The sequence below is a fragment of the Xanthomonas sp. 3075 genome (assembly GCF_014197275.1).
Taxonomy (GTDB): domain Bacteria; phylum Pseudomonadota; class Gammaproteobacteria; order Xanthomonadales; family Xanthomonadaceae; genus Xanthomonas; species Xanthomonas campestris_B.
This window is the reverse complement of sequence record NZ_JACIFI010000010.1, coordinates 151,382-177,196: the sequence shown is the minus strand read 5'-3', so window position 1 is coordinate 177,196 and position 25,815 is coordinate 151,382. Positions and strand designations below refer to the sequence as shown.

23 protein-coding genes and 1 pseudogene are annotated in these 25,815 nt (G+C 64.8%); 16 read left to right on the top strand and 8 right to left on the bottom strand.

The features are described from left to right. Positions 1-137 (top strand): annotated as a pseudogene (locus GGR62_RS11645) (DNA-formamidopyrimidine glycosylase family protein); the annotation flags it as partial. A 522-nt stretch (positions 138-659) separates the two neighbouring features. On the opposite strand, the gene putA reads toward GGR62_RS11645, so the two are convergent. Then, positions 660-3,860, bottom strand: coding sequence for a bifunctional proline dehydrogenase/L-glutamate gamma-semialdehyde dehydrogenase PutA (putA, locus tag GGR62_RS11640; protein WP_184408053.1), 3,201 nt, complete (start codon positions 3,858-3,860; stop codon positions 660-662). Positions 3,861-4,137: 277 nt separating this feature from the next. Between putA and GGR62_RS11635 the strand changes: the two genes are divergently transcribed. Genes GGR62_RS11635 through GGR62_RS11615 form a run of 6 tightly spaced genes read left to right on the top strand, consistent with a single transcriptional unit; the run spans position 4,138 to position 8,883 of the window. Then, a complete protein-coding gene (locus tag GGR62_RS11635; RefSeq protein ID WP_184408062.1) occupies positions 4,138-4,614 on the top strand; it encodes a DUF2244 domain-containing protein in 477 nt (158 codons plus the stop codon). Between the two features lie 16 nt (positions 4,615-4,630). Then, positions 4,631-5,578, top strand: a complete 948-nt coding sequence (coxB, locus tag GGR62_RS11630; RefSeq protein WP_184408052.1) for a cytochrome c oxidase subunit II — start codon at positions 4,631-4,633, stop codon at positions 5,576-5,578. Between the two features lie 39 nt (positions 5,579-5,617). Further along, on the top strand, positions 5,618-7,222 hold the full coding sequence (ctaD, locus tag GGR62_RS11625; protein WP_184408051.1) for a cytochrome c oxidase subunit I: 1,605 nt from the start codon (positions 5,618-5,620) through the stop codon (positions 7,220-7,222). Positions 7,223-7,241: 19 nt separating this feature from the next. After that, positions 7,242-7,376 carry a hypothetical protein gene (locus GGR62_RS21215; protein ID WP_260287821.1) on the top strand — a complete coding sequence of 45 codons (135 nt, stop codon included), beginning with the start codon at positions 7,242-7,244 and terminating at the stop codon, positions 7,374-7,376. Continuing rightward, positions 7,373-7,969 (top strand): cytochrome c oxidase assembly protein, encoded by a 597-nt coding sequence (locus tag GGR62_RS11620; protein WP_184408050.1) that lies wholly within the window; start codon positions 7,373-7,375, stop codon positions 7,967-7,969. The genes GGR62_RS21215 and GGR62_RS11620 overlap by 4 nt, the downstream gene beginning before the upstream one ends. A gap of 38 nt (positions 7,970-8,007) precedes the next feature. Beyond that, a complete protein-coding gene (locus GGR62_RS11615; RefSeq protein WP_184408049.1) occupies positions 8,008-8,883 on the top strand; it encodes a cytochrome c oxidase subunit 3 in 876 nt (291 codons plus the stop codon). 75 nt (positions 8,884-8,958) lie between these two features. Here GGR62_RS11615 and GGR62_RS11610 read toward each other — a convergent pair whose 3' ends face one another. Further along, positions 8,959-9,177, bottom strand: coding sequence for a twin transmembrane helix small protein (locus GGR62_RS11610; protein ID WP_184408048.1), 219 nt, complete (start codon positions 9,175-9,177; stop codon positions 8,959-8,961). A 60-nt stretch (positions 9,178-9,237) separates the two neighbouring features. On the opposite strand from GGR62_RS11610, the gene GGR62_RS11605 reads away from it, so the two are divergent. The 4 genes from GGR62_RS11605 to cyoE are packed head-to-tail and all read left to right on the top strand — an operon-like array spanning position 9,238 to position 12,639. Then, positions 9,238-9,963 carry an SURF1 family protein gene (locus GGR62_RS11605; RefSeq protein WP_184408047.1) on the top strand — a complete coding sequence of 242 codons (726 nt, stop codon included), beginning with the start codon at positions 9,238-9,240 and terminating at the stop codon, positions 9,961-9,963. Between the two features lie 27 nt (positions 9,964-9,990). Then, positions 9,991-10,566 (top strand): hypothetical protein, encoded by a 576-nt coding sequence (locus tag GGR62_RS11600; RefSeq protein ID WP_184408046.1) that lies wholly within the window; start codon positions 9,991-9,993, stop codon positions 10,564-10,566. Positions 10,567-10,576: 10 nt separating this feature from the next. After that, on the top strand, positions 10,577-11,740 hold the full coding sequence (locus GGR62_RS11595; protein ID WP_184408045.1) for a COX15/CtaA family protein: 1,164 nt from the start codon (positions 10,577-10,579) through the stop codon (positions 11,738-11,740). A gap of 2 nt (positions 11,741-11,742) precedes the next feature. Further along, positions 11,743-12,639 carry a heme o synthase gene (cyoE, locus tag GGR62_RS11590; protein ID WP_184408044.1) on the top strand — a complete coding sequence of 299 codons (897 nt, stop codon included), beginning with the start codon at positions 11,743-11,745 and terminating at the stop codon, positions 12,637-12,639. Positions 12,640-12,828: 189 nt separating this feature from the next. Here the strand turns inward: cyoE and GGR62_RS11585 are convergent, their stop codons facing one another. Together GGR62_RS11585 and GGR62_RS11580 are read right to left on the bottom strand one after the other, a co-directional pair. After that, positions 12,829-14,409, bottom strand: a complete 1,581-nt coding sequence (locus GGR62_RS11585; RefSeq protein WP_184408043.1) for a thioredoxin family protein — start codon at positions 14,407-14,409, stop codon at positions 12,829-12,831. A 264-nt stretch (positions 14,410-14,673) separates the two neighbouring features. Beyond that, the gene (locus tag GGR62_RS11580; protein WP_184408042.1) at positions 14,674-15,678 is read right to left on the bottom strand and encodes a bile acid:sodium symporter family protein; all 1,005 of its coding nucleotides are present in this window, start codon (positions 15,676-15,678) and stop codon (positions 14,674-14,676) included. Between the two features lie 344 nt (positions 15,679-16,022). Here GGR62_RS11580 and GGR62_RS21210 point away from each other — a divergent pair, with 344 nt between their 5' ends. Then, complete coding sequence (locus GGR62_RS21210) at positions 16,023-16,727, top strand: hypothetical protein (RefSeq protein WP_260305847.1); 705 nt, start codon at positions 16,023-16,025, stop codon at positions 16,725-16,727. A 54-nt stretch (positions 16,728-16,781) separates the two neighbouring features. Further along, entirely contained in the window at positions 16,782-17,234 is a 453-nt protein-coding gene (locus GGR62_RS21205; RefSeq protein ID WP_260305846.1) for a hypothetical protein, read from the top strand. Between the two features lie 57 nt (positions 17,235-17,291). Here the strand turns inward: GGR62_RS21205 and dnaG are convergent, their stop codons facing one another. The 4 genes from dnaG to rpsU all read right to left on the bottom strand — a co-directional run bounded on the left by dnaG (position 17,292) and on the right by rpsU (position 21,596). Further along, positions 17,292-19,043, bottom strand: a complete 1,752-nt coding sequence (dnaG, locus tag GGR62_RS11570) for a DNA primase (protein ID WP_184408041.1) — start codon at positions 19,041-19,043, stop codon at positions 17,292-17,294. A gap of 110 nt (positions 19,044-19,153) precedes the next feature. Then, on the bottom strand, positions 19,154-20,104 hold the full coding sequence (locus tag GGR62_RS11565; RefSeq protein ID WP_326520254.1) for a YihY/virulence factor BrkB family protein: 951 nt from the start codon (positions 20,102-20,104) through the stop codon (positions 19,154-19,156). A gap of 570 nt (positions 20,105-20,674) precedes the next feature. Further along, positions 20,675-21,121 (bottom strand): GatB/YqeY domain-containing protein, encoded by a 447-nt coding sequence (locus GGR62_RS11560; protein WP_184408039.1) that lies wholly within the window; start codon positions 21,119-21,121, stop codon positions 20,675-20,677. Between the two features lie 259 nt (positions 21,122-21,380). Then, complete coding sequence (gene rpsU / locus GGR62_RS11555) at positions 21,381-21,596, bottom strand: 30S ribosomal protein S21 (protein WP_002808376.1); 216 nt, start codon at positions 21,594-21,596, stop codon at positions 21,381-21,383. A 280-nt stretch (positions 21,597-21,876) separates the two neighbouring features. On the opposite strand from rpsU, the gene tsaD reads away from it, so the two are divergent. The 3 genes from tsaD (at position 21,877) to GGR62_RS11540 (ending at position 25,783) form a co-directional block, all read left to right on the top strand. Continuing rightward, positions 21,877-22,941, top strand: a complete 1,065-nt coding sequence (gene tsaD, locus GGR62_RS11550) for a tRNA (adenosine(37)-N6)-threonylcarbamoyltransferase complex transferase subunit TsaD (RefSeq protein ID WP_184408038.1) — start codon at positions 21,877-21,879, stop codon at positions 22,939-22,941. Between the two features lie 80 nt (positions 22,942-23,021). After that, positions 23,022-23,378 (top strand): dihydroneopterin aldolase, encoded by a 357-nt coding sequence (folB, locus tag GGR62_RS11545; RefSeq protein WP_184408037.1) that lies wholly within the window; start codon positions 23,022-23,024, stop codon positions 23,376-23,378. 233 nt (positions 23,379-23,611) lie between these two features. After that, positions 23,612-25,783, top strand: coding sequence for a glycoside hydrolase family 3 N-terminal domain-containing protein (locus GGR62_RS11540; protein WP_184408036.1), 2,172 nt, complete (start codon positions 23,612-23,614; stop codon positions 25,781-25,783). Positions 25,784-25,815 lie beyond the last annotated feature (32 nt).

The window sequence follows — 25,815 nt, the reverse complement described above, 5'->3', positions numbered from 1 at the left end:
AGGTCCGTCGACGCGCCAAGTACCTGCTGATCGATACCGATGCTGGTGGCAGTGCGCTGCTGCATCTGGGCATGTCCGGCAGCCTGCGCGTGCTGCCCGGCGATACGCTCCCCCGCGCACACGATCATGTGGAGATGTGAGGCGAACTGGCTTGAGGTGGCAAGCATGTATCCGCCACGTTCTGTTAGCGCAACCCTCTAAAACTGGCGTCGATCAACACTCTCTGCGGTCCCGTGAAACGTCGGCGACCCAGGCGCAATGAAGCCTGTTTGTGCTGTGGTTTTTGTCTAACTGCTTGATGTAACGGTTTGCTCCAATCGTCACTGGCCGATGCTAGTTACCGGCTTCGTTGCTGTGGCCAGCTGTCCATGATGACGACGGTTCTCGGGCGTGGATCGAGCATGCAGGGCCGCATCCGGGTTCAAGCAATGACGAATGGAGCTTGGTCGCACTCTGAGAAGATGCTGATAGGGATCTGATCTGTTCTTCGCTGGACTTGGTCGCTGTCAATATCTTCGAGGCACTAGCGCCGGCCCGTATGATTTATCGCGTTCGCACCGGTCTTGGCGACACGCAAGTTCAACAAAAACCCCCGCTTGTGCGGGGTTGTTTGTTTGTTCGATTGCTGGAGGAACTATGACACCGCATTGCTGCGAGTATCAGTCGCCCAGTGTCAGGAGTGAGGCGTTGCCACCTGCGGCGGTGGTGTTGACGGTGACCACCTTCTCGGTGGCAAAGCGCAGCAAGTAGTGTGGGCCGCCGGCCTTCGGGCCGGTGCCGGACAATCCCTGGCCGCCAAACGGCTGTACGCCGACGACGGCGCCGATCTGATTGCGATTGACGTAGACATTGCCGACTGCAACGCGTGAGGTGATGCGTTCGATGGTTTCGTCGATACGCGAATGCACGCCCAGGGTCAGACCATAGCCAGTTGCGTTGATCTGATCGATGACGGCATCGAGTTGATCGGCTTTCCAGCGAATCACGTGCAGGACCGGTCCGAAGATCTCACGCTGCAGCTGCGCCAGCGACGTCAGCTCATACGCGCGTGGGGCAAAGAAGCTGCCCTGCGCAGTGGCTGCATCCAGTGTGGTGGTGCCGATCAGGCGAGCTTCGCGATCCATCCGGATTGCGTGATCGTCGAGGATCTTGAGCGCATCGGCGTCGATGACGGGACCAACGTCGGTGGACAGGAGCGAAGGATCGCCGATCTTGAGCTCGCCCATGGCACCGGCCAGCATGGCCATGACCTTGTCGGCGATATCGTCCTGCACGAACAGCACGCGCGCAGCCGAGCAACGTTGGCCGGCGGACATGAAGGCGCTGGAGATCGCATCCTTGACCACGGCTTCTGGCAACGATGAAGAGTCGGCAATGAAGGCATTCTGCCCACCGGTCTCGGCAATCAGCACGCCGATGGCGGCATCACGCGAGGCCAGGGTACGGTTGATGATGCGGGCGGTGTCGGTGGAGCCGGTGAACGCAACGCCTGCTACGCGCGGGTCGTTGGTCAGCGCGGCGCCCACGGTTGCGCCGTCGCCTGGCAGGAACTGCACGGCGGCTTCGGGGATACCTGCTTCGTGCAGCAGCTTCACGGCTGCGTAGCCGATCAGGTTGGTCTGCTCGGCGGGTTTGGCAATGACGCTGTTGCCAGCGGCCAATGCGGCGGCGACCTGGCCGAGGAAAATGGCGAGTGGGAAGTTCCAGGGACTGATACAGACGAACACGCCACGGCCATGCAGCTGCAGTTCGTTGGATTCGCCGGTCGGGCCGGGCAGGCGTTCGGGCGCGCCGAACTGGGCGCGTGCCTGGCCGGCGTAGTAGCGCAGGAAATCGACGGCTTCGCGCACTTCGGCGACGGCGTCGGGCAGGGTCTTGCCGGCTTCCTTGACGCAGATCGCCATGAATTCGGGCATGCGTGCTTCGAGCAGGTCGGCTGCGTGCTCCAGAATGGTGGCGCGGCTGGCGGCAGGCGTGCGGTTCCAGGCCGGCTGCGCAGCGGCAGCGGAGGCCAGCGATTTCTGCACCGTGGCAGTATCGGCTGCCTGCCAGTGCCCGACGGTTTCGCGTCGATCGGCGGGGTTGAGGACTGGCTGGCTCGGTGTGCTGATGACCGCGCCAGGCACCAATGGGGCGGCCTTCCACGGCTTGACCGCGGCGTTGAGTTGCTCGGCCAGTTGCCGCAGATCGTTGTCGTTGGCGAGATTGGCGCCCATGGAGTTTTTCCTGTGCTGGTTCTGGCTGCGCAACAGGTCGGTCGGCAGCGGAATCTTGGGATGCGGAATGGAGGTGAACGACGCCACGGCTTCGACCGGATCGCGGATCAGGTCCTCGATGGCGACGTCCTCGTCGGTGATGCGATTGACGAAGCTGGAATTGGCGCCGTTCTCGAGCAGGCGACGCACCAGATACGGCAGCAGATCCTCGTGCGAGCCGACCGGTGCATAGACGCGGCACGGCAAGCCGAGACGATCGGCCGGAATCACTTCGGCATACAGGTCATCGCCCATGCCGTGCAGTTTCTGATGCTCGTAGACCTTGCCGGCGGAGATGGCGCGGACTGCCGCGATGGTCTGCGCGTTATGCGTGGCGAACATCGGATACAGCGCATCGCTGTGCGCAAACATGCGGCGGGCGCAGGCCAGATACGACACGTCGGTATTCTGCTTGCGGGTAAATACCGGATAGCCGGGGTGGCCTTCGATCTGTGCACGCTTGATCTCCGCATCCCAGTACGCGCCCTTGACCAGGCGCACCGGAATGCGGCGCCCGACACGGCGAGCCAGATCGGCGAGAAAATCGATCGTATAAGGCGTGCGCTTTTGATACGCCTGCACGGCAAGGCCGTAGCCTTCCCATCCATCCAGCGATGGGTCGGAGAGGGTGGCTTCGATGATGTCCAGCGACAGTTCCAACCGGTCGGCCTCTTCGGCATCGACGGTGTAGCCAATGCCGTACGACTTGGCCAGCTGCGCCAGTTCCAGTACGCCAGGCACCAGCTCGGCCATCACGCGTGCGCGCTTGGCGTGTTCGTAGCGCGGATACAACGCGGAGAGTTTGATCGAAATGCTGGGCGCGGCGAACACATCGGTGCCGACGAAACGGCCGCTACGGCCGATGGCGTGGATGGCATCGCGATAGGCCTGCAGATAACGCTGCGCATCCTTCATGGTCAAGGCGCCTTCGCCGAGCATGTCGAACGAATAGCGGTAGTCGGCGTTGTCGCCCTTGCGCGAGCGCGACAATGCCTCGCCGATGGTGCGGCCCATCACGAACTGATGGCCCATGATCTTCATTGCCTGGCGAACGGCCAGACGAATCACCGGCTCGCCGACGCGACCGATCAGGCGTTTGAACGCGCCCGGCACGTCGGCGCGGGTGAGGTCGTTGAGTTGCACCAGCTTGCCGGTGAGCATCAGGCCCCAGGTCGATGCGTTGACCAGCACCGAATCGCTGCCGCCGACGTGTTTCTTCCAGTCCGCATCGCCGAGCTTGTCGCGGATCAGCTTGTCTGCGGTGTCCTGGTCGGGAATGCGCAACAGCGCTTCGGCCACGCACATCAGCAGCACGCCTTCTTCGCTGCCAAGGTCGTACTGGCGCATGAAGGCTTCGATCGCGCCCTGGTCCTGTGCACGCGCACGCACGCGCGTCACCAGGTCGGCCGCAATGGCCTGCACCTTGGCCTGTTCGGCAGCCGGCAGGCGTGCCTGGTCGAGCAATTCGCGCACGTGCTCGGTCTCGTCCTTGAGCCAGGCCGCCGTGATGGCCGCACGTAATGCACCGGGCGCGGCGGGCAGTTCGGGCGCCAACAGCGGGCGCGCGACTGAGGGGGAGGCAAGCGGGTCGAGCTGAGCGTTCATGCGAAAGATGCCTGGGAATCCTTGCTCATTCTAGAGAGCCGTAGCGCTTGCGCACTTGTGTGGAAGCGGCAGCTTTCCCGCCGTTTTATGCATGTCGCCATGACCCCTGCAAGCGGACTCGATCGCTGGTGGGCACAACGAGATGGGAGGCAAAGTGATTGATTTACGCATGTTTTTAGCTGCACTGCAGCAATTGCGCGATTACCGGAAACGCTTGCCGCATGCGTTCGCGCGGGTCTACCATCGGGCTATTCCCGCAGTGCGCTGCGTGTTGCCAATGATCGAAGTGCTGCCGTTGATGTCCGAAGGGGTTGGGACGCAATTGCGGTTGCGGCCTCCGCGGGCACTGTCGGCCAGGCAATTTGTGCTGTTGTTCGCAGTGTTGGCGGGAACGATGTGGGTATTTGCGGGCCTGGGGTGGTGGACCGGCAATGCATTCGCGCCGGTCTTCGCCTTGTTGCACAGTGGTGTGGTGGCGCTGGCGCTGCGGCAGTTGTGGCGAAGCGGCGAGCGCGTAGAAGCGATCAGGGTGGGGGAAGCCGTTGTCGAGGTGTTTCCATCCGGGTATGCGCCACCAGCGTTTCAGGCACATCCGCACTGGGTGCGGTTATGCATGGAACGCGACGACAGGGTGTTGCTGGTAAGCAGCGGCAAGCAGATCGAGATTGGACATTTTCTCGGGCCGGCCGAACGTGTGGAACTGGCAACTACGCTGAAACGCTTGCTCGCGGCCGCCAATGGCCGTCACCGATGACGTAAGGGTCTAGGCAATGACGCAACGCAGCAGCTGGAAGTCGATCTACACGAAAGTAAGCCTGGCAATGACGGCGCTGCTGAGCGCATCACCTGTCTGGGCGCAATCGGCCGACCCCAAGGAATGGCAGCTCAACATGGGCCGCGGCGTCACCCAGACCGCGCGCATGGCCTACGAGGCGCACATGGTGGCGCTGTGGGTCTGCGTGGTGATCGGCGCGCTGGTGTTCGGTGCGATGGGCTATGCGATCTTCAAGTTCCGCAAGTCCAAGGGCGCGGTGGCGGCGCAATTCAGCCATAACACCACGGCCGAAGTGCTGTGGACGGTGATTCCGGTGCTGGTGCTGATTGCGATGGCCTGGCCGGCAACGGCCAAGCTGATTGCGATGTACGACACCCGCGAGTCGGAAATGACCGTCAAGGTGACCGGCTACCAGTGGATGTGGAAATACGAATATCTGGGCCAGGGCGTGGAATTCACCAGCCGTCTGGCGCGCGAGTCCGATCGCATCCGGCAGAGCGGCGAGCGTCCGACCGCCGCATCGCAACCGCATTACCTGTTGGATGTGGACAACCGCCTGGTGCTGCCAGTCGGCACCAAGATCCGTTTCGTGATTACCGCCGATGACGTGATCCATGCGTGGTGGGTGCCGGCGCTTGGGTGGAAGCAGGACGCGATCCCCGGCATCGTCAACGAGGCCTGGACCAATATCGAGCAGCCTGGCGTGTATCGCGGGCAGTGCGCCGAGTTGTGCGGCAAGGATCATGGCTTCATGCCGATCGTGGTGGAGGCGTTGCCCAAGGCCGAATTCCAGCGCTGGCTGGCGGCGCGTCGCACCGCCAGCGCCGCACCTGCGGCGGCACCCACAGGCACCTCGGCACCGGTGCCCACACCTGCAGCCGCGCCTGCCGGAGAAGCCGCTCCAGCCGCGCCTGCTCCAGCCGCACCGACCGCCGCTCTTTAACCGCTCGCAACCGCACCGCTTCGCAGAGGTCGTTCCGTCATGGCGCATACCGCAGTCGATCACCACGGACACCACCAGCCCGGTTTCGTCGAGCGCTGGTTTTTTTCGACCAACCACAAGGATATCGGCACGCTGTATCTGCTGTTTTCCTTCGTGATGTTCATCATCGGCGCGGCGATGAGCGTGGTGATTCGCGCGGAGTTGATGCAGCCCGGCTTGCAGTTCGTCAAACCGGAATTCTTCAACCAGATGACCACCGTGCATGCACTGGTGATGATCTTCGGTGGCGTGATGCCGGCCTTCGTCGGGCTGGCCAACTGGATGATTCCGCTGCAGATCGGCGCGCCGGACATGGCGTTGCCGCGCATGAACAATTGGTCGTTCTGGTTGCTGCCGGTGGCGTTCACGCTGTTGCTGCTGACGTTGTTCCTGCCCGGTGGCGCGCCGGCCGGTGGCTGGACGCTGTATCCGCCGCTGTCGCTGCAGGGCGGCTACAACGTGGCGTTCAGCGTATTCGCAATCCACGTTGCCGGCGTCAGTTCGATCATGGGCGCGATCAACATCATCGCCACCGTGCTCAACATGCGCGCGCCCGGTATCGACCTGTTGAAGATGCCGATCTTCTGCTGGGCCTGGTTGATCACCGCGTTCCTGTTGATCGCGGTGATGCCGGTGCTGGCCGGCGCGGTGACCATGTTGTTGACCGACAAATTCTTCGGCACCAGCTTTTTCAACGCGGCCGGTGGCGGTGACCCGGTGATGTACCAGCACATCTTCTGGTTCTTCGGGCACCCGGAGGTCTACATCATGATCCTGCCGGCGTTCGGCGTGGTCAGCGAAATCATTCCGACCTTCAGCCGCAAGCCGTTGTTCGGGTATCAGGCGATGGTCTATGCAATCGCAGCGATCGCGTTCCTGAGCTTCATCGTGTGGGCGCACCACATGTTCACCGTGGGCATGCCGCTCGGTGGCGAAATCTACTTCATGTTCGCCACGATGCTGATCTCCATCCCGACCGGGGTAAAGGTGTTCAACTGGGTCAGCACGATGTGGAAGGGTTCGCTGACCTTCGAGTCGCCGATGCTGTGGGCGGTGGCATTCGTGATTCTTTTCAGCATCGGCGGTTTTTCGGGCCTGATGCTGGCGATCGTACCGGCGGATTTCCAGTATCACGACACGTACTTTGTTGTCGCGCACTTCCATTATGTGTTGGTCACCGGCGCGGTATTCGCGCTGATTGCGGCGGTGTATTACTGGTGGCCGAAGTGGACCGGGCGGATGTACAACGAGGCCTGGGCCAAGTTCCACTTCTGGTGGACGATGATCTTCGTCAATCTGTTGTTCTTTCCACAGCATTTCCTTGGCCTGGCCGGAATGCCGCGGCGTATTCCCGATTACAACGTGGTGTTTGCCGACTGGAATCTGATCAGCTCGATCGGTGCGTTCGGCATGTTCGCCACTCCGTTCCTGATGGCCGGGATTCTGCTCGCCTCGCTGCGTCATGGCGCAAAAGCCGACGCGCGCGCGTGGGAAGGCGCCAAGGGACTGGAATGGACAGTCCCGTCGCCTGCGCCGGCGCATACCTTCACCGTGCCACCGGTGATCAAGCCTGGAGATCTTGCGCATGAAGACATCGGTCACTGAGTCCGCATCCGCGCCTGCCGTGACACGTTTGCTGTCCGCTGCCGAACGGCAGGCGCAACAACGCCGCGCGGTGCGCCGCACGGCGATCACGGTCGGCATCGTCGCGTTGCTGATCTACGCCGGCTTCATTGCATCCGGAGTTATCGGGCGGTGAATACGCGCGCACCCGCACCTGCACCGACCGCCGGCCTGTTCAAACTGCTGGGCGTGGTGTTGGGCGTGTTCGTGCTGACCTTTTCGCTGGTGCCGCTCTACCGCATCGCCTGCGAAAAGGTGTTCGGCATTCGGATGGAGCGTGTTCCCGGCAGTACGGGGGCAAGTGCGGGTGCGCTGACGCCTTCCGGCAAGCGGACCGTGCGGGTGGAGTTCGATGCAGGCGTCAACTCCAAACTGCCGTGGACCTTCCATCCCGAGCAGATGACGATGGATGTGGTGCCGGGCGAACTCAACGAGGCGCTGTATTTCGCACGCAACGATAGTGCGCGTGCGGTGGTCGGCAGCGCGGTGCCATCGGTCGCACCCGCGCGTGCGTCGGGTTATTTCAACAAGACCGAATGTTTCTGTTTCACCGCGCAAACCTTGCAGGCCGGCGAGACGCGCGACATGCCGCTACGGTTTATCGTCGACCCCGCGCTGCCGCCCGAAGTCACCACGATCACCTTGTCCTACACGTTCTATCGCAACGACACCTTGACCTCGGAGTTGCAAGGCGGGGGCGCATCCAGCGCACCGCGCGCGGCGCCGTAACCCTTCATCCACACGCAGCACGACACGGAAGCAACGCCATGGCCGATCACAGCCCCAACGCCGATGCGTATTTCGTCCCGAGCCACAGCAAGTGGCCCTTCGTCGGGTCGATTGCGATGTTCGTGATGATGATTGGCGTGGCCAGTTGGCTCAACGATGCGGGCTGGGGGCGCTGGACCTTCTTCGCGGGCGTGGCGATGTTGCTGGCGACCCTGTTCATGTGGTTTGGCGATGTCATCCGCGAATCCAATGCCGGGCATTACAACCGGCAGGTGGACGGCTCGTTCCGGATGGGGATGGTGTGGTTCATCTTTTCCGAGGTGATGTTCTTCTGCGCCTTCTTCGGCGCGTTGTTCTACACGCGTGTGCTGACGCTGCCCTGGCTGGGCGGCGAAGGCGACGGCGTGATGACCAACGAGCTGCTGTGGAACGGCTATTCCGCCGCATGGCCGACCAATGGTCCGGGCACGATCGGTGGGCAGTTCCAGACCATCCCGGCCTGGGGCTTGCCGCTGATCAATACGCTCATCCTGCTCAGCTCCGGCGTCACCTTGACCATCGCCCATCACGCGCTCAAGGGCGGGCGCCGCGGCGCCTTGTTGCTGTGGCTGGGCCTGACCGTGTTGCTGGGTTGCGTGTTTTTGTTCCTGCAGGCCGAGGAGTACATCCACGCCTACACCGAACTCAATCTGACCCTTGGCTCGGGCATCTACGGCTCGACCTTCTTCATGCTCACCGGCTTCCACGGCATGCACGTGCTGCTGGGCACGATCATGCTGGCGGTGATGTGGCTGCGTGTTGCGCGTGGGCACTTTACCCGCGACAACCATTTCGCCTTTGAAGCCGCTGCCTGGTACTGGCACTTCGTGGACGTGGTGTGGCTGGCGCTGTTCCTGTTCGTGTATGTGCTTTGAGAATCGGGAATCGGGAATCGCAAAAGCGAGCCTGCTTCTGCTTCTACGATTCCCCATTCCCCATTCCCGGCCGCGTCAGCGGCCAAGCCCATGTGGCTTGATCCAGCCGGTGTAGATCCCGATGATGACCACGGCGATCAGTGCGACCGATAACCCGATACGCCAGGTGAGTGCGTTGACGGTACGCTTGGTCTGGCCACGGTCGGTGAGCAAGTAGTACAGGCCAGCGCCCAGGTTCCACAGGATCACGATCAGGAAGGCGACAATCAGCAGCGTCTTGAGCGAATCGTTCATAACAGCCCCGTTGGTCGTCGGCGTGGTAGCGGCATTGCACGCTTTTTTGCGTCGCTTGTCATGATGCACAAGCACACTGCCGTGCTGGGATGGTGTCTGGCGCTACTGGTCAGCGCCGGCTTCGTGGCGCTTGGGCAGTGGCAGCTGCAACGCATGCACAGCAAACAGGCGTTGCTGGAACGCGCGGAGCATGTGCGCGAAATGCCGTTGACCCTGGTGCAGGCACTGGCCACGCCGCACGAGCTGGCGTGGGTGAGCGGGCGTGTGCGGTTTCTGCCGCAGCAGGTGCTGTTGGACAACCAATTGCATGCCGGGCGTGCCGGTGTGCGGGTTTATCAACTCGCGGCGGTAGAAGGTGCGTCTGCGACGTTACTGGTCGATCTGGGCTGGCTGCCGCTGCCGGCCAACCGCCAGTTGCCGGCGATCGCGCCGTTAGTGGGCACTGCGGCTGTCCAGGGACTGTTGAGTGCGCCGCCGTCGGCGGGTCTGGCGATCGGGCCGGCGCTGGCGCCGGCCACTGCGCCACATTCCTGGCTGGCCACGCGCCTGGAGGTGACCGCTTTACGCAGCGCGCTTGGCGGGCGCGACATTTCGTCGCAGGTCTTGCGCCTGGATCCGGCATTACCGGTGGGCTATGCGCGCGATCTGGAGATGCTGCCGAACACGCTGCCACCCGCGCGGCACTTGGGTTATGCGGTGCAATGGTTCGGCCTGGCTGCGGCGGTGCTGGCCACCGCGACGCTACTGACATGGCGTGCGCGCCGCCGTCGCCGACGCGGGCACTGATGCTTGCGGCATGAGAAAATCGCGGGCATGACCCCCTCCCCATCGGCCACCCCGCATTCGGTCAAACGCGGCCGCAGGATGCTGATTGCCCTGGCGGTGCTGTTCTTCGGCTCGATGTTGCTGGCCGGCGTGCTGCGCTTCTCCGGTTGGCAGCCGGCAGCGATGCGCAATCATGGCGAACTGCTTGCCCCGCCTGCCGACCTGCGGGCACTGGTGCCGCTGCGCGCGGACGGACAACCGTATGCCTGGGCGCCGGCCGAGCGGGTGTGGCGGATTGCGCTGGCCCCACCAGCCGGTTGCTCGCAGCAATGCGTGGCGTTGGCGGCGGAACTGGACAAGGTGTGGCAATTGCTCGGGCATCGTGCCGACAAGGTGGAGGTGCTGTGGATCGGCACCCCGCCCGCAGGCCTGCCGCCGATGCCTGCGTTGCGCGTGCTGCGCGACGATGCACGGCTGCGGCAGGCGTTGCCAGGTGGCAACGATGCCGCCGGCGTGCCGGTGTATGTGATCGACCCCAATGGCTTTGTGATCCTGCGTTATGCCCCGGGGTTCGACCCGGCCGGCCTGCGTGCCGATCTGGTCAAGCTGCTGAAACTGATGTGAGCCCGTTTCGATGAATCTGTTTGCGCCACCGGCATTGTTCCGCCACTTCCATCGCATGGCCTGGCTGGCTGCGTTGTTCACTGCGAGCACGATCCTGTTCGGATCGTTCGTGCGCCTGTCCGATGCCGGCATGAGCTGCCCGGACTGGCCAACCTGCTACGGCCGCGTCACCTGGCCGCAGACCAGCGACGAGGCCAACACCCATGTGGCCAGCAAGATCCGGCCGCTGGAGTCGCACAAGGCCTGGCGCGAGCAGGTGCACCGCTTCCTGGCCGGTGCGCTTGGCGTGGAAGTGCTGGTGCTGTCGTTGCTGGCAGTGCGCCGTCGTCGCCTTGGGATCGCGCAGGTGGTGTCTGCTGCGGCGCTGGTGGCGTTGTCGATTCCGCTCTACATGTCCGGCTGGCACGCGCTGGCGTCTGGTGTGGCGATCGCCGGCGAGGCCATCCTGCTGCTGGCAGCGCTGCGCTGGAGCAATATCGATCTGGCCCGCGCGGCAGTGCTGACGCTGGCGGTGGTGATCTTCCAGGCGTTGCTGGGCATGTGGACGGTGACGTTGCTGCTCAAGCCGATCGTGGTGATGGGGCATCTGCTCGGCGGCATGCTGATGTTCTCGCTGCTGGTGTGGATGGCATGGCGGGCGACCCACTTGCCGATCACGCTGGCCGACGCATCGCGTCTGAAGTGGCTGTTGCGCGCGGGCGTGGCGGTACTGGGTTTGCAGATCGCGCTGGGCGGTTGGGTCAGTGCCAACTACGCGGCGTTGGCGTGCGGCGGCGGCAGCTGGTCGGCCGACAATTTCCCGCGTTGCGTCAGCCAATGGTGGCCGCCGCATGACTTCCGCGAAGGCTTCACGCTGTGGCGCGGGATCGGCGTGGATTACGAAGGCGGCGTGCTCGATGGCGCAGCGCGGATCGCCATCCAGATGGCGCACCGGCTGTGGGCGATCGCGACCGCGCTGTACCTCTGGTGGCTGGCCTGGCGCTTGTCGCGCTCGCCGGGCATGCGCGTGTGGGCAACGGCGCTGGCACTGCTGGTGGCGGTGCAGGTGACGCTGGGCATGCTCAACGTCAAGCTGGCCTTGCCGCTGGAAGTGTCGGTCATGCACAACGGGGGCGCGGTGGCGTTGCTGTTCGTGCTGGTCTCGCTGCTGGCGCGGCTGCGCGCGCCGGAGTGAGCATGGCTGCCAGCGCACGCGATTACTGGGATCTGACCAAGCCCAAGGTGGTGGCACTGATCGTGTTCACCGCGTTGGTGGGCATGTTCCTGGCCATTCCCGACATGCCGACCTGGATGCAGGTGCGTACCGGTGCGTTGGGCTTTCTGGGCATCTGGCTGGCGGCATCGGCGGCGGCGGCGATCAACCAATTGCTCGATGCCAAGATCGATGCGCAGATGGCACGGACCTCTTGGCGGCCGCTGGTGGTGGGCAAGGTGCGTCCGTGGCAGGTCCTGGTGTTTGCTAGCGCGCTGATCGTGATCTCCATGACCATCCTGGTGCTGTGGGTGAACGTCATCACTGCGGTGCTGACCTTCGCCTCGATGATCGGCTATGCGGTGATCTACACCGTGTACCTGAAACGTGCGACTTCGCAGAACATCGTGATCGGCGGGTTGGCCGGCGCCACGCCGCCGATGCTGGGCTGGGCGGCGGTGACCGGATTGCCGACCAGCACCGACTGGATCAATGCCTCGCTGCTGGTGCTGATCATCTTCATCTGGACGCCGCCGCATTTCTGGGCGCTGGCGATTTTCCGCCGTGCCGATTACGCCAAGGCCGCGATCCCGATGCTGCCGGTGACCCATGGCGTGCCGCATACGCGCAAGCAGATCCTGGTCTACACGGTGCTGTTGGCGATCGTGACGCTGCTGCCGGTGGCGGTGGGCATGAGCGGGGTGTTCTACCTGGGCGGCGCGATCGTGCTCAACGTGGTGTTCCTCTGGTACGCCTGGCGCATGCTCGACCCGCCCGACGAGCTGTTCTCGATGAAGATGTTCGGGTATTCGATCGTCTATCTGATGGCGCTGTTCGCGTTTTTGATGGTGGATCACCTGTTGTTGCCGTGGGTGCGCTAGCGGCAGCGAACGCCCGCTGCCGTCTAGGCGATAGGCCGACGACCTAGCCGTCAGACGGATAGGCGCGTGCCTGGAACCGGCCTATTTCACGCGTACACGCCGGTTCTGCGCGGCGACCGACCCAACCGCCAGTACGGGTTGCCAGCGCGCTCAACCTCGCTGCGTCGCTGGCTGCGCCGTCATGCCGGCTCAGCTCAACCAGCTGGCGCACTCGCTGGTGTTCTTGCTGCCGCAGCTGCTCTGCATCTTCTGCTGCAGGCGCGTCAGCACCGCCTTGCCTTCCTGGCGATGCTGCTTGCTCCAGGTCTTCAACGTGGCACCAAGCGTGGCGAAGCGCTGCCGGGTGCGTTGCCGGTAGCCATCGGGTTGCCCGGCCAGCTCGCCGATCACCTGCGTGGTGGCGGCCTCGATGCCGGCGGTATCGTCCGGGCTGAGCCGGATCAGGCCATCCACATACATCACGCCCCACTGCACGCGGGTGGCGGGTCCTTGCGCACTTTCGTACGCCTTCCTGAGCCAGGACAGCGCGGTCTTCTTATCGCCGCGTTTTTCGGCCAGATCGGCCAGTTCGGGCATGTAGTAGTACGGCGTCTTGCTGCGCGTCAACTCGGCCAGCAGCAACTGTTCGGCGCCGCTGCTGTCGCCTACTTCACCGAGCAACCATGCGGCGGTGCTGATGATGGATTGACGCTCCTCATCGGTCTTGGCGGTGTCGGTCGCCCATTGCACGCGTTGGTGCACGGTGTCGACCACGGTCTTGGGAAGCGGCGGTTGCGGGCCTTTCGCCTCGGTCTCGGTGGGCTGGCCTTGCGCCAGGCGTGCCAGCTGGATCCGTGCATACGCGGTACCGAGCCGGTCGTCGATCGGCAATGTGGTGTCGGCGTAGACCTTGTCCAGCGCCAGATTCATCGCGTTGGACAAGGTGGTGCGCTCGGTGGCATCGCTGCTGGCAGCGGCGACCAGCCGCGCGGGCATATAGTTCAGCATGCCGAGATTGGCGCGGACTTCTGCCGGATCGGCCAGCACCGCTTCCACTAGCTTGCGCGACGCTGCGCTGGCGGCGGGTGGGTCCTTTGCGGCGGTCATCGCTGCCAGGGCGAAACTGCGCTGCAGGGCCGGCTGTGGCGCCGATTTGGACAGGCGTGTGAATACCCCGGCGGCCTCCTCGGGTTTGACCAGCCGATCGTCGGTGCCCCAGGCATAGTTGCCGAGCACGGCCCAGTCGTCCGCACTGAGCTGCTGCGGGGTCTGCAATGCGGTGTCGAGCAGTTGCTTGGCGCTGCTGGTGCTCTTGGCCGCCACCCGCAGTACATCGGCCAGACGCGCGTTGTCGGCATCGCCGGCCAAGCGGGTGATTTCGCTGCGATCCGGGCGCAGCACGATGATGGTCGGGTAGCCCTTGATGCCGAAGCGCTCGCCCCAGGCTTGCGCGCCCTCTGAATCGCCATCCAGATGCACCGCCACGAATTGCTGCGTGCGGGCGATGAAGGCCGGATCCTTGAACAAGGTGGCCTTCAGGCGATTGCAGGGCGGGCACCAGGTCGCGCCCCAGTACAGCAGGATCGGCTTGCCGCTCTCCTTGGCCTCGGCGAAGGCGTCTTCGACATCGCCCTCGCGCCAGGCGATGCTGGACGCGGGGGCCGGTGTGGCCGCCGTCTTGGTCGGTGCGGGGGCTGCCGGCGTGGCGGGTTTGTTGCAGGCAGTGAGCGTGGCCAGCACCGCCAGCAGCGCGAGCAAGGACGGGGCAGGGCGTCGGAACGACAGCGTCATGGCAATTACCCGTGGGGTCGGCAGGAAGGTGGATCAAGCACTCTAGCGAGCGGCACGGTGCCAGCGTCGAAGTGCGTGATGACCGTTGTATATGTGCTTACAACCCGCAACGACACGCAATGCGAACTGCTGTCGCCCCGGGCGTAGCGTCCTGGCTATCGCTTCGCAGGCGACGCGTCGGCGGCAAACAGGCCTCTGCAGCACACGCAGCGCGAGCAGCGCTGGGTGTCATCGATCAGACCATCACTGTGCAGCGGGGGACGTTCAACGACCACCGGCATCGGTGTGCGGATCGCTCGTTGCGGTCCGCGCATACCGCGCTGCCACGAACGCACACACGATCAGCTGCAACTGGTGATACAGCATGATCGGCAACACGATCGCGCCGAGGCCACCGCCGGCGAACATGACTTTCGCCATCGGTATGCCGGTGGCCAGGCTCTTCTTCGAGCCGCAGAAGACGATCGTGATTTCGTCGGCGCGGCTGAAGTGCAGGCGCCGCGCGAGGAAGGTGATCGAGAGCATCGCAATGGCCAGCAACAGCGCTGCAGCACCGATCACGGCAAGCAGGGCCGGCAGCGGCGTCTTCTGCCACAGCCCCTCCATCACCGACGCACTGAAGGCGGTGTAGACCACCAGCAGGATGGTGCCCTGATCGGTGTAGCGCAGCACGGCGCGATGCCGCTCGACCCAGCCGCCGATCCACGGACGCATGAAATGGCCGGCCAGGAACGGCACCAGCAACTGCAGCAGGATCTTGCCGATCGCTTCGGCCGGATGTGCCATCGCGCCCTGGCTGCCGACCAATGCGCCCATCAGCAATGGCGTAAAAAACACGCCCAACAGGCTGGAAAGCGACGCTGCGCACACGGCAGCCGGCACGTTGCCGCGCGCCATCGAGGTGAAGGCGATCGACGATTGCACCGTGGACGGCAGTGCGCACAGGAACAGCACGCCGACATACAGTTCCGGTGTCAGCGCCAGATGCGCGAGCGGTTTGAACGCCAGCCCCAGCAGCGGAAACAACACGAACGTGCAGATCAGGATCAGCAGATGCAGGCGCCAATGCAGCGCACCGGCCTTGACCGCCTCGCGCGACAGGCGCGCGCCGTGCAGGAAGAACAGCGCGGCGATCGCCACGTCGGTGACATCGTCCATGATCGCGGCGGCGTTGCCCGAGACCGGAAGGAACGAGGCGAGCGTGACCGTGCACAGCAGCGCGAGGGTGAAGGGATCGATGCGTAACCGCGCCAGCAAGTGTTTGATCATCGTGCGTATGTGAGGGGAATGCCGTCTGCAGAGTGCCATTGTAGAGGCCAGTGTGCAGCGTGCGAGTCACTGGCGCAGCGAAGGCGGGGACGATGCGTGCTCGCACCGGCTCCGGCAGAAGCATGCGGTTACGCCTGCCTGCAGCGGTGCGGACAGCGCCGCTCGTGGCGGTGATCGATTCGTGCGACGCGTCGAAATTCCGCCGTGCGAGCGCTTCGGGCACGCACCTCCTTTGCCAGATTCCGCTTGCACACCCCGCGCGCCTCCGTGTCCGAACGGTGTTCGCGTGCCGCGTTCGTGTCCGATTGTGTTTCCACGCAAGGCTTAAGGAAAGGAGCCCGTCCATGCGCTACGACCCATATCAACAGACCTTCGCGCTTTCCGCCCTGGCCAATTGGGTGGGCGATCGCAGGGGCAGCCAACCTGCGTTGCAGGCGGACCATCAGGCCACGTTGCTGCAGACGCTGGCCTCGGCCGACACCCAGGACAGGATCGGCGATTGGCAACTGGTGTGGGGGCCACAGGTCTGGCAGGCCGCCGATTCGTCGCTGTCCGGCAATGCCATGTACGTGGCGCATACCGACGCCATGCCGGGCATCGGCGAGGCGTATGTGGTCGCGCTCAGCGCCACCAACCCGGAGTCGCTATACGACTGGTTCACCGAAGACTTCGATGTGTCCTCGGTAGTGGATTTTGCGACCTACACCCCGCTGCTCGGCCCGGCGCTGATGGCGGCGAAGAAACCCGTCACGCCAGGTTCGGCGGTCATCTCGATGGGGGCCGCCACCGGTGTGTGGCATCTGCTGAATATGGTCAGTCCCTCCACCGCGCTGGCGCCGAACACGACCTTGCTGGATTTCCTGCAAGCGCTGGATGGCAGCAAGGCGACGGTGATCTTTGCCGGGCACAGCCTGGGCGGTGCGTTGTCGCCGACCTTGGCGACCTGGTTGAAGACCAACGGCAAATTGGACAATTTCAGCGCCGTGCACTGCTATCCCACCGCTGGTGCCACGCCGGGCAACGGTGGGTTCGCCGCGCTGTATGCGTAGACACTGCCCTCTCCACCGCCAGGCGCGGCGCCGTATCAGATCTGGAATGCCGACTTGTGGAACACGCTCGATTGCGTGCCGCATGCCTGGACCGTGCCGATGCTCAGCCAGATCAAGACGCTGTACGGGAATGCGCCGATCAAGGAAATCGATGTGCTGGTCGATGTGGCCATCGCCAACGCGGTGGCGTCCACGGTGAACTACCGGCAGATCGGCAACCAGCCGCTGACCGGTACGCTCACCGGCACCCCCACCACGGTCGTGCAGTTTCTCGACCAGATGGCCTACCAGCACACCACCGCCTATCAGGCGCTGATTGCCCAGTGGCTCACGCCCGTGCCTGGCACGCCGCAAACGCAGAGTGCCGACGGCGCGCCCGCGCGCGATGCGCTGATCGAGCGGCTGACCGCGCATGCCGGCCAGGCGGCACTGGCCGATGCCGACAAGATCGAAGCGGTCAGCGCAGCGCTCGGCTCGATGGCCAAGACCTTGTTCCAGCAGCTATGAGCGCAAGGCTGCCCGGCTGCGTCGGCAACCGGTGGTCTGACAACGCGCGCTGGGTGTTCAGCGCGCGCCCGGACGCAGGCGCAGCAGTTCGCGCAGTTCGTATTTGTCGGTCTCGTCGAGTCCTTGCGCGCGCTGCTTGGTCTGCAGTTCTTCCAGGCGCTGCTGCAGCAGCTGCCGGTCCAGCTGGGCCATGGCGTCGTGCAGCTCCATCGCCCAGCTGTGTTCGTCGCCCGGCAGCGCGTGTGCGGCCAGCTTCTGCAGGGCGGCCTGTTCCTCGCGCTCTGCGAAATGCTCCAGCAGCGCGCCGGTGCTGATTTCCGGCCGTTGCCGGACCAATGCCAGCAGTTCCATCAACAGGTCGATGCCGGGCAGGCGCAGGCCTGCGAAATTGTGCTGGCCCTCCAGGCTCATCGCCAGCGATGGTTGTTGCAGCAGGATCGCGATGGACGCGCGAACCAGGCTGCGTTTTTGCGCCGGTGCGGCCATGCGGGCCGGTGGCCGCCCTTGTGGCGTGGCCGCCTGTGGCGAGGTGGACGCGCCCACGCCGGTCAGGCGCGACAGTTCCTGCCTCATCAGATCGCCGAACGCGCCTTCTGGAATCTGCGCCAGCATCGGCTTGGCACGTTCGGCCAGACGCGCCTTGCCGTCGAGCGTGTGCAGGTTGATCTCGCGCGACATCTCGTCGAAGAAGAACTGCGACAGCGGCGTGGCCTGTTTCAGGCGTTGATCGAAGGCCTGTGCGCCTTCCTTGCGTACGATGGTGTCGGGGTCTTCGCCATCGGGCAGGAACAGGAAAAACGCCTGGCGGCCGTCCTTCATGCGCGGCAACACCGATTCCAGCGCACGCCAGCCGGCCTTGCGGCCGGCATTGTCGCCGTCGAAACAGAAGTAGACATCCGGTGCGTTGCGGAACAGCAGCTCGGCATGTTCGGGTGTGGTGGCGGTGCCCAGCGTGGCCACCGCCTGGGTGACGCCGAACTGGAACAGCGAGACCACGTCCATGTAGCCCTCGACCACGATCAGCCGCTCGATCTTCTGGTTGGCCTGGCGTACCTGCCACAGGCCGTACAACTCGCGGCCCTTGTGGAATAGCGCGGTTTCCGGCGAATTGAGGTACTTCGGGCCCGGGTCGCGGCCATCGGCCGGCGCGCCCATGATGCGTCCGCCGAAGGCGATCACGCGACCACGGCGGTCGAAGATCGGGAACATCACCCGGTCGCGGAACTTGTCGTAGACGTGGCCGCGATCGTTCTTGGAAAACAGCCCGGCGCGTTCGAGCACGCTCATGCGCCGCGCATCGGTGCCCAGGGTGTCCTTCAGCGCGCTGTAGCCATCGGGCGCGTAGCCGATCTGGAAGCGCGCGCGGTTGTCGGCGTCCACGCCGCGTCCGTCCAGATAGTCGCGGGCGCGTTCGCTGCCCTCGAGCTGGCGCTGGAAGAACTTGGTGGCTGCTTCCAATGCCGAATACAGTTCGCGGCTGTCGTCCTGCTGCTGCGGGGTGCGCTGCTGCGTCTCGCGCGGGATTTCCATGCCGGCGCGCTTGGCCAGCTCATCGACCGCATCGAGAAATTCGAGGCGGTCGTAGTTCATCAGGAAGCTGATCGCGGTGCCGTGCGCGCCGCAGCCGAAGCAGTGATAGAACTGCTTGGTCGGCGACACCGTGAACGAGGCCGAGCGCTCGTCGTGGAACGGGCAGCGCGCCGAATATTCCTTGCCCTGACGCTTGAGCGGCACGCGGCCGCCCACCACCTCGACGATGTCGGTGCGTGCGAGTAGTTCGTCGATGAATGCGTCGGGGATGCGGGCCATCCCGCTAGGATAGCCCAGCGGCCGGCGCTCGCCGGTGTCAATGAGCGATGGCCCTCAGCCGCGTTTACGTACCGCGTGAGGATGCGTCGCGCAGGGCGCGCCGCACGCAATCAACTGCGTGGCGGTGCTTCCTGCGGTTGCAGCGCGGGGTCTGGTTCGGCCGCAACCGGGGGCAGGTTGTCCGTATCCACGCCCGCCTCGCGCAACTTGCGCTGCGAGCGCACGCGTTCGTCGATCACCGCAGTCAGCAGGGCGCCGACGAAGAACACCACCGAAGCGTAGTACATCCACACCAGCAGGATCACCAGCGTGCCCATCGAGCCATACGCGCTGCCAGGCGCTGCCTCGGCAATGTACAGGCCGATGCCGTAGCGGCCCAGCGCGAACAACAATGCGGTAATGACGCCGCCCACGAAGGCCTGCTTCCAGTTCACGGTGCGATCGGGCAGGTAGCGATACAGAAACGCGAAGGCCAGCGAATACAGCGCCAGGGTGGTGACATAGCCGACTGCAGGCAGCACCGACGGCAGCCGCGCGAACACCACTTGCAGCGCGGTGGTGGCGATCATCGAGACGATCAGCAAAAAGCCCAGCGCCAGGATCACGCCGAACGAGAACACGCGCTTTTTCAGCCATGCCATCACGCCTTCCAGGCGCTGCTTGTCGGTGCGGAAGATCAGGTTCAGCGCGTTCTGCAACTGCGCGAATACCGCTGTGGCGCCGATGAACAGCAGCAGCGTGCTCCACAGTCCGGCCAGCGAACCGACACCCGGTTGATCGGTGGCGTTGCGGATCACGGTATCGGCGACTTCGGCAGCGCTACCGCCGGCCAGCTGCGCGATCTGGTGCACCAACGCTTCCTGCGCCGGCGGATACAGCGATGCGGTCAGCCACAGCAGCAGCACCAATAACGGTGCCAGCGAGAGCAAGGCATAGAACGACAGCGATGCCGCCTGCGTCATGACATCGATTTCGAGAAAGCGGTTCAGCAGCGCCATCGGCAGGCTGCGTTGCAGGCGGCGCATGTGCTTCTGCAGGTGTTCGGTCGAGAGCTTCGTCACCGGCGGGGAATCCTTGGGCATACCGTGTCTGTGCGCAGGTGTCGTTGGACGAAGCCGGTATGCGGAGTGCTTCGCCCACGCCTGCGCTGGCGCAGTCGTTCTAGCAGGGCGCGATCGAAGGTCTGGTGAAAGCGGGCGCTGGATGATGCGTGTGGGCTGGAGCAGTTGCGGCAACGGGCGCGCAGGTCAGCGTTGGCCGACGTGGATTGCCTGGGTCCCGATGCACGCAATGGCTGCCGTCGGCATTGATCGAAATAGCGAACCAGTTGCAACCGGCAACCGGGAGCGGCGTCTGCGCGCTGCGCCACGTGCCCGGTGATGCCTTCACAGCAGCGATCAGCTGTGGCGCGTTTCACCTGCCGCACGCAATCCTGGAGCGATCAAAACCTCGCGACGCGGCGATCGTGAGATCGGCGTGCACGCGGTGCGCGCTGCAACGCCACCGAGAGCATCGATACGGGCGATGGCTGCATGTTCTCTGGCAATGATGGCAACAGAGCGCTGGCCGCCTTTGCGGCGCCCCCGAACACTGCCCTGGCCACGTGGCGCAGGGCAGGGCAGTGGCGGAACTCAGCCCGCCAGGTGTTGCTTGACCAGGGTCGACACCAGGCCCATGTCTGCCTGGCCTGCCAGCTTGGGCTTGAGCGCGCCCATCAGCTTGCCGATATCGGCCGGGCCGCTGGCGCCGGTTTGTGCGATTGCCGCCTGGATGGCGGCGACGATCTCGGCTTCGCCCATCTTGGCCGGCAGATAACGCTCGATCACCACGATCTCCTCGCGCTCGATCTGCGCCAGGTCCTCGCGTGCGGCGGCTTCGAACTGGGTGACCGAGTCCTTGCGCTGCTTGACCATCTTGTCGAGCACGGCGATCACCGCGGCGTCGTCCATCTCGATGCGCTCGTCCACTTCCTTCTGCTTGATCGCGGCGTTGATCAGCCGGATCACGCCCAGGCTGTGCTTGTCGCCGGACTTCATGGCCGCTTTCATGTCATCGGTGAGTTGTTGCTTGAGGGGCATGGGATAACTCCTGAGTGCGTATTGAGGGTGTGCCGATGCGCGCGCCGAGCGCGTCACGCCTGCACAGACACGCCGAGGCGGGATGGCCTGCAGAGCGCGCAAGCGCGGCACCAGCGCCTGTGTGCCTGCGCATTGCGGTGCAGAGGCAACATGGAAACCAATACAAAAAGCCGGCGACGCTCGCGCGTGCCGGCTCTTGGGTTCGATTCCGCCGGGTCGCGCCTTCAGCGCATGCCCAGCGACAAGGAACCGCGTTCGATCAGTACAAGCGCTGGCGCTTGGTGACGTCGCGCGAAGAACGACGCAACTGACGCTTCACGGCAGCGGCAGCCTTGCGCTTACGCTCCTGGGTCGGCTTTTCGTAGAACTCGCGCTTGCGGGTTTCGGCCAGCACGCCGGCCTTTTCGCAGGTGCGCTTGAAACGGCGGAGCGCAAATTCGAAGGGCTCGTTCTCGCGGACTTTAACGCTGGGCATGGGTTCTCCAGATAATGGGATTTCCGTCCGGGAGCCCCGGGCGGGTGCGAGCGGACTCGCGTGACGGAATTTCCGGGTTGCCCCGGCGAGCCGCGCATTATAACGACTTACAAACGGCCTGCAAGCCCCCGGTGGCAATTGCACCGGCAGGCCTGTCAAAGCGTGCGCTCGCGCCGGAAGCGGGCTGCCGGACGCGGCGGCGCAGCAGATCGCCGCCGGCCGATCTGCGCAGCACAAAAGCTGCGAAAATGCGCCGCATGTATCTGTCTGCCGAGCTGCCGTGAAAGTCCTTGGGATCGAATCATCGTGCGATGAGACTGGTGTGGCGGTCTACGACACCGCGCTATCCGGCGTGCCGGCGCTGCGCGCCCATGCGGTCTACAGCCAGATCGCGCTGCATGCCGAATACGGCGGCGTGGTGCCGGAGCTGGCCAGCCGCGACCATGTGCGCAAGCTGCTGCCGTTGATCCGCCAGACCCTGGGCGAGGCCGGGCTGCGCATCGACGAGCTCGATGGCGTGGCCTACACCGCCGGTCCCGGCCTGGTCGGCGCACTCCTTGTAGGTGCCGGCGTGGCGCGTTCGCTGGCCTGGGCGCTGGACGTGCCGGCGATCGGCGTGCATCACATGGAAGGCCATCTGCTGGCGCCATTGATGGAAGACGATCCGCCGCAGCCGCCGTTCGTGGCGCTGCTGGTGTCCGGCGGGCATACCCAATTGGTGTCGGTGCAGGCGCTGGGGCGTTATGAGGTGCTGGGCGAAACCCTGGACGATGCGGCCGGCGAGGCCTTCGACAAGACCGCCAAGATGATGGGCCTGCCGTATCCGGGCGGGCCGCAGCTGGCGGCGCTGGCCGAAACCGGCACGCCGGGGCGCTACAAGTTCGCCCGGCCGATGACCGACCGGCCGGGCCTGGATTTCAGTTTCAGCGGGCTCAAGACCCAGGTGCTGCTGGCCTGGCGGGCCAGCGACCAGTCCGATGCCACGCGCGCGGACATCGCGCGCGGCTTCGAGGACGCGGTGGTGGAGACGCTGGCGATCAAATGCCTGCGCGCGCTGGACGCGGCCGACTGCACCACCCTGGTGGTGGCCGGCGGCGTGGGGGCGAACAAACGCTTGCGCGCGCGCCTGCAGGAAGCGGCCCAGCGACGCGGCGGCCGGGTGTGCTTCCCGCGCCCGGCCTTGTGCACCGACAACGGCGCCATGATCGCCTTCGCCGGCGCGCTAAGGCTGGAAGCCGGCGAGCGCGCCGATGCGTCGGTGCATGTGACGCCGCGTTGGGATATGGCTGCGCTGCCGCCGTTGGCGGCGGCGCGGGAATCGGGAATCGGGAATCGGGAATCGTAAGAGCGCTATTCCGATTCCGTTCGCGCTGCCGCCGTTGCTTGTGCTCTTCACCATTCCCTATTCCCGACTCCCTATTCCCCATGGACAAAGTCTTTATTGAAGGTCTCGACATCGATGCGCTCATCGGCATCTACGACTGGGAGCGGCGGATCCGCCAGACCTTGCGGTTCGATCTGGAAATGGGCTTCGACAACCGCATTCCGGCTGCCAGCGACGACATCGCCGATACCTTGAACTACAAGGCGGTGAGCAAGCGGCTGATCGAATTCGTGCAGGCATCGGATTTCGGTCTGGTCGAGACCCTGGCCGAGCGCTGCGCGGCGATCGTGCTGGACGAGTTCGGCGTGCACTGGCTGCGGTTGAAGCTGAGCAAGCCCGGTGCGGTGCGCGGCGCGCAGGCGGTGGGGGTGATCATCGAGCGTGAGCGGGCCAGCTGACGGCCACCGGCCGCTGCAGCTGTCGGCGAGGGTCGACCATGGCCGAGTCCCGGAGAGGCCCAGGTGGCGTCGGACCACGGATCCCTCACCGCGCCGCCGATCCAGAGCGCCAGCACACGGTTCAACCGGACTCTACAAACCCCGAATCCCGCATTGCAAATCCCGAAACTTGCACCCTCGTGGCCGCGTCAGGCTAGAATCGACGGCCATGTAAACGTTTTCTCAAGGATCTCATGGCTGCTGATCGCATCGAAACCCTGATTGCCCAGATGACCGTCGAAGAGAAGGTCGGACAGTTGGGTGTGTTCGCCGACATGGTGCGGCCGTTCGCGCCGGACGTGAATCCCGAGGCCAACGTGCTCAACGCCGACGAGGTGTTGCAGCAGGTCCGGCAGGGGCTGGTCGGCTCGCTGTTCAATGGCGTCGGCGCGGCGCTGGGCGTGCAGATCCAGAAGGTGGCAGTGGAAGAGAGCCGCCTGGGCATCCCGGTGATCCTGGCCGCCGACGTGATCCACGGCATGCGCACGGTGTTCCCGATTCCGCTGGGCGAGGCGGCCAGTTTCGAGCCGGAGCTGGCCGAGCGCACCGCGCGCGCCACCGCGATCGAGGCGACCGCCGCCGGCCTGCACTGGACCTACGCGCCTGCGGTGGACATCGCGCGCGACCAGCGCTGGGGACGTGGCGCCGAAGGTGCCGGCGAAGACGTGCTGCTGGGCGCGGTCTTTGCTGCCGCCCGCGTGCGCGGCTTCCAGGGCGCCGATCTGACCGCCGACGATTGCCTGCTGGCCACGCCCAAGCACTTTGCCGCCTATGGCGCGGTGGCCGCCGGCATGGAATACAACACCGTGGATATCGCGCCGCAAACCCTGCGCGATGTGCATCTGCCGCCGTTCAAGGCCGCCTTCGATGCCGGTGCGCTGACCGTGATGTCCTCGTTCAACGACATCAACGGCGTGCCGGCCAGCGCCAACCACGAGCTGCTGACCGAGATCCTGCGCGGCGAATGGCAGTTTCCCGGCGTGGTGATTTCCGATTACACCGCCGACATGGAGCTGATCGCGCACGGCTACGCCGCCGATGAGCGCGATGCGACCAAAAAAGCGTTCCTGGCCGGCCTGGACCTGAGCATGCAGAGCGGCTTCTATGCTGCGCATCTGCCGTCGCTGGTGGAAAGCGGCGAGGTGCCGATGGCCACGCTGGATGCCAGTGTGCGCCGCATGTTGCAGCTGAAGGACGCCATCGGGTTGTTCGACAATCCGTATCGCTCGCTGGACCCGGCACGCGAAGCGGACACCGCGCACCTGCCCGCGCACGATGCGTTATCGCGCGATGCCGCGCGGCGTTCGATCGTGCTGCTGAAGAACGACGGCGACGTGTTGCCGCTGAAGAAAAGCGGGCAGCGCATCGCGCTGATCGGGCCGTTCGTGCAGGACCGCGAGAACATCGAAGGTTGCTGGACGCTGTTCGGCGACAAGGAGCGCTATGTGACCCTGGAGCAGGGCGTGCGTGCGGTGGTCGACAGCGACAACATCCACGTGGTGCCCGGCTGCGGGCTGGAAGACCCGCTGCCAGGCGGCATCTCTGCTGCGATCGATGCGGCGCAGGCCGCCGATGTGGTGGTGCTGGCGCTGGGCGAGCCGCAGCGGTTCAGTGGCGAGGCGCAGTCGCGCACCGAGATCGTGTTGCCGCCGGCGCAGCAGGCGCTGGCCGAAGCCGTCGCCGCCACCGGCACGCCGATCGTCGTGTTGTTGCGTAACGGGCGTGCGCTGGCGTTGCACGGTGCGGTACGCGATGCCGAGGCGATTGCGGTGACCTGGTACCTGGGCACGCAGACCGGTACCGGTGTGGCCGATGTGCTGTTCGGCGACTACAACCCGTCGGCGCGTCTGCCGATCAGCTTTCCGCAGGTGACCGGGCAGCAGCCGTATTTCTACAACCATCTGCGCACCGGTCGCCCGGAATTGCCGACGCTGTCCGAGTACAAGGCGCGCTGGCGCGAGATGCCCAACGAGCCGCTGTATCCGTTCGGCCACGGTTTGAGCTACACCACCTTTGCCTATGCGCAGCCGCAGTTGAGCAGCGCGCAACTGGGTTGGGATCAGACCTTGAGCATCACCACGCGTGTGACCAATACCGGAAGCGTTGCCGGCGAGGAAGTGGTGCAGCTGTACGTGCACGATCGCGTCGCCAGCCGGGTGCGCCCGGTGCGCGAGCTCAAGGGCTTTCGCAAGGTGCTGCTGCAGCCGGGCGAAAGTCGGGATGTGGTGTTCACGCTGGCACGCGATGCGCTGGCATTCACCAACCCCAAGGGCGTGTTCGGCGCCGAGCCCGGTGTGTTCGATGTGTGGGTGTGCGCATCGGCCAAGAGTGGCGAGGCAGTGACGTTCGAGTTGTTGCAAGGCTGAAACGGCTGATGCTGGCTCGCGTGGCCGTCGTC

Coding starts and splice junctions, on each gene's coding strand:
- putA (WP_184408053.1), bottom strand. CDS start 3,860: ATGAACGCTCAGCTCGACCCGCTTGCCTCCCCCTCAGTCGCGCGCCCG.
- cyoE (WP_184408044.1), top strand. CDS start 11,743: ATGGCTGCCAGCGCACGCGATTACTGGGATCTGACCAAGCCCAAGGTG.
- GGR62_RS11595 (WP_184408045.1), top strand. CDS start 10,577: ATGAATCTGTTTGCGCCACCGGCATTGTTCCGCCACTTCCATCGCATG.
- GGR62_RS11585 (WP_184408043.1), bottom strand. CDS start 14,409: ATGACGCTGTCGTTCCGACGCCCTGCCCCGTCCTTGCTCGCGCTGCTG.
- dnaG (WP_184408041.1), bottom strand. CDS start 19,043: ATGGCCCGCATCCCCGACGCATTCATCGACGAACTACTCGCACGCACC.
- GGR62_RS11610 (WP_184408048.1), bottom strand. CDS start 9,177: ATGAACGATTCGCTCAAGACGCTGCTGATTGTCGCCTTCCTGATCGTG.
- folB (WP_184408037.1), top strand. CDS start 23,022: ATGGACAAAGTCTTTATTGAAGGTCTCGACATCGATGCGCTCATCGGC.
- GGR62_RS11540 (WP_184408036.1), top strand. CDS start 23,612: ATGGCTGCTGATCGCATCGAAACCCTGATTGCCCAGATGACCGTCGAA.
- rpsU (WP_002808376.1), bottom strand. CDS start 21,596: ATGCCCAGCGTTAAAGTCCGCGAGAACGAGCCCTTCGAATTTGCGCTC.
- GGR62_RS11635 (WP_184408062.1), top strand. CDS start 4,138: ATGATCGAAGTGCTGCCGTTGATGTCCGAAGGGGTTGGGACGCAATTG.
- GGR62_RS11605 (WP_184408047.1), top strand. CDS start 9,238: ATGATGCACAAGCACACTGCCGTGCTGGGATGGTGTCTGGCGCTACTG.
- GGR62_RS11615 (WP_184408049.1), top strand. CDS start 8,008: ATGGCCGATCACAGCCCCAACGCCGATGCGTATTTCGTCCCGAGCCAC.
- coxB (WP_184408052.1), top strand. CDS start 4,631: ATGACGCAACGCAGCAGCTGGAAGTCGATCTACACGAAAGTAAGCCTG.
- GGR62_RS11580 (WP_184408042.1), bottom strand. CDS start 15,678: ATGATCAAACACTTGCTGGCGCGGTTACGCATCGATCCCTTCACCCTC.
- GGR62_RS11600 (WP_184408046.1), top strand. CDS start 9,991: ATGACCCCCTCCCCATCGGCCACCCCGCATTCGGTCAAACGCGGCCGC.
- GGR62_RS21210 (WP_260305847.1), top strand. CDS start 16,023: ATGCGCTACGACCCATATCAACAGACCTTCGCGCTTTCCGCCCTGGCC.
- GGR62_RS11560 (WP_184408039.1), bottom strand. CDS start 21,121: ATGCCCCTCAAGCAACAACTCACCGATGACATGAAAGCGGCCATGAAG.
- ctaD (WP_184408051.1), top strand. CDS start 5,618: ATGGCGCATACCGCAGTCGATCACCACGGACACCACCAGCCCGGTTTC.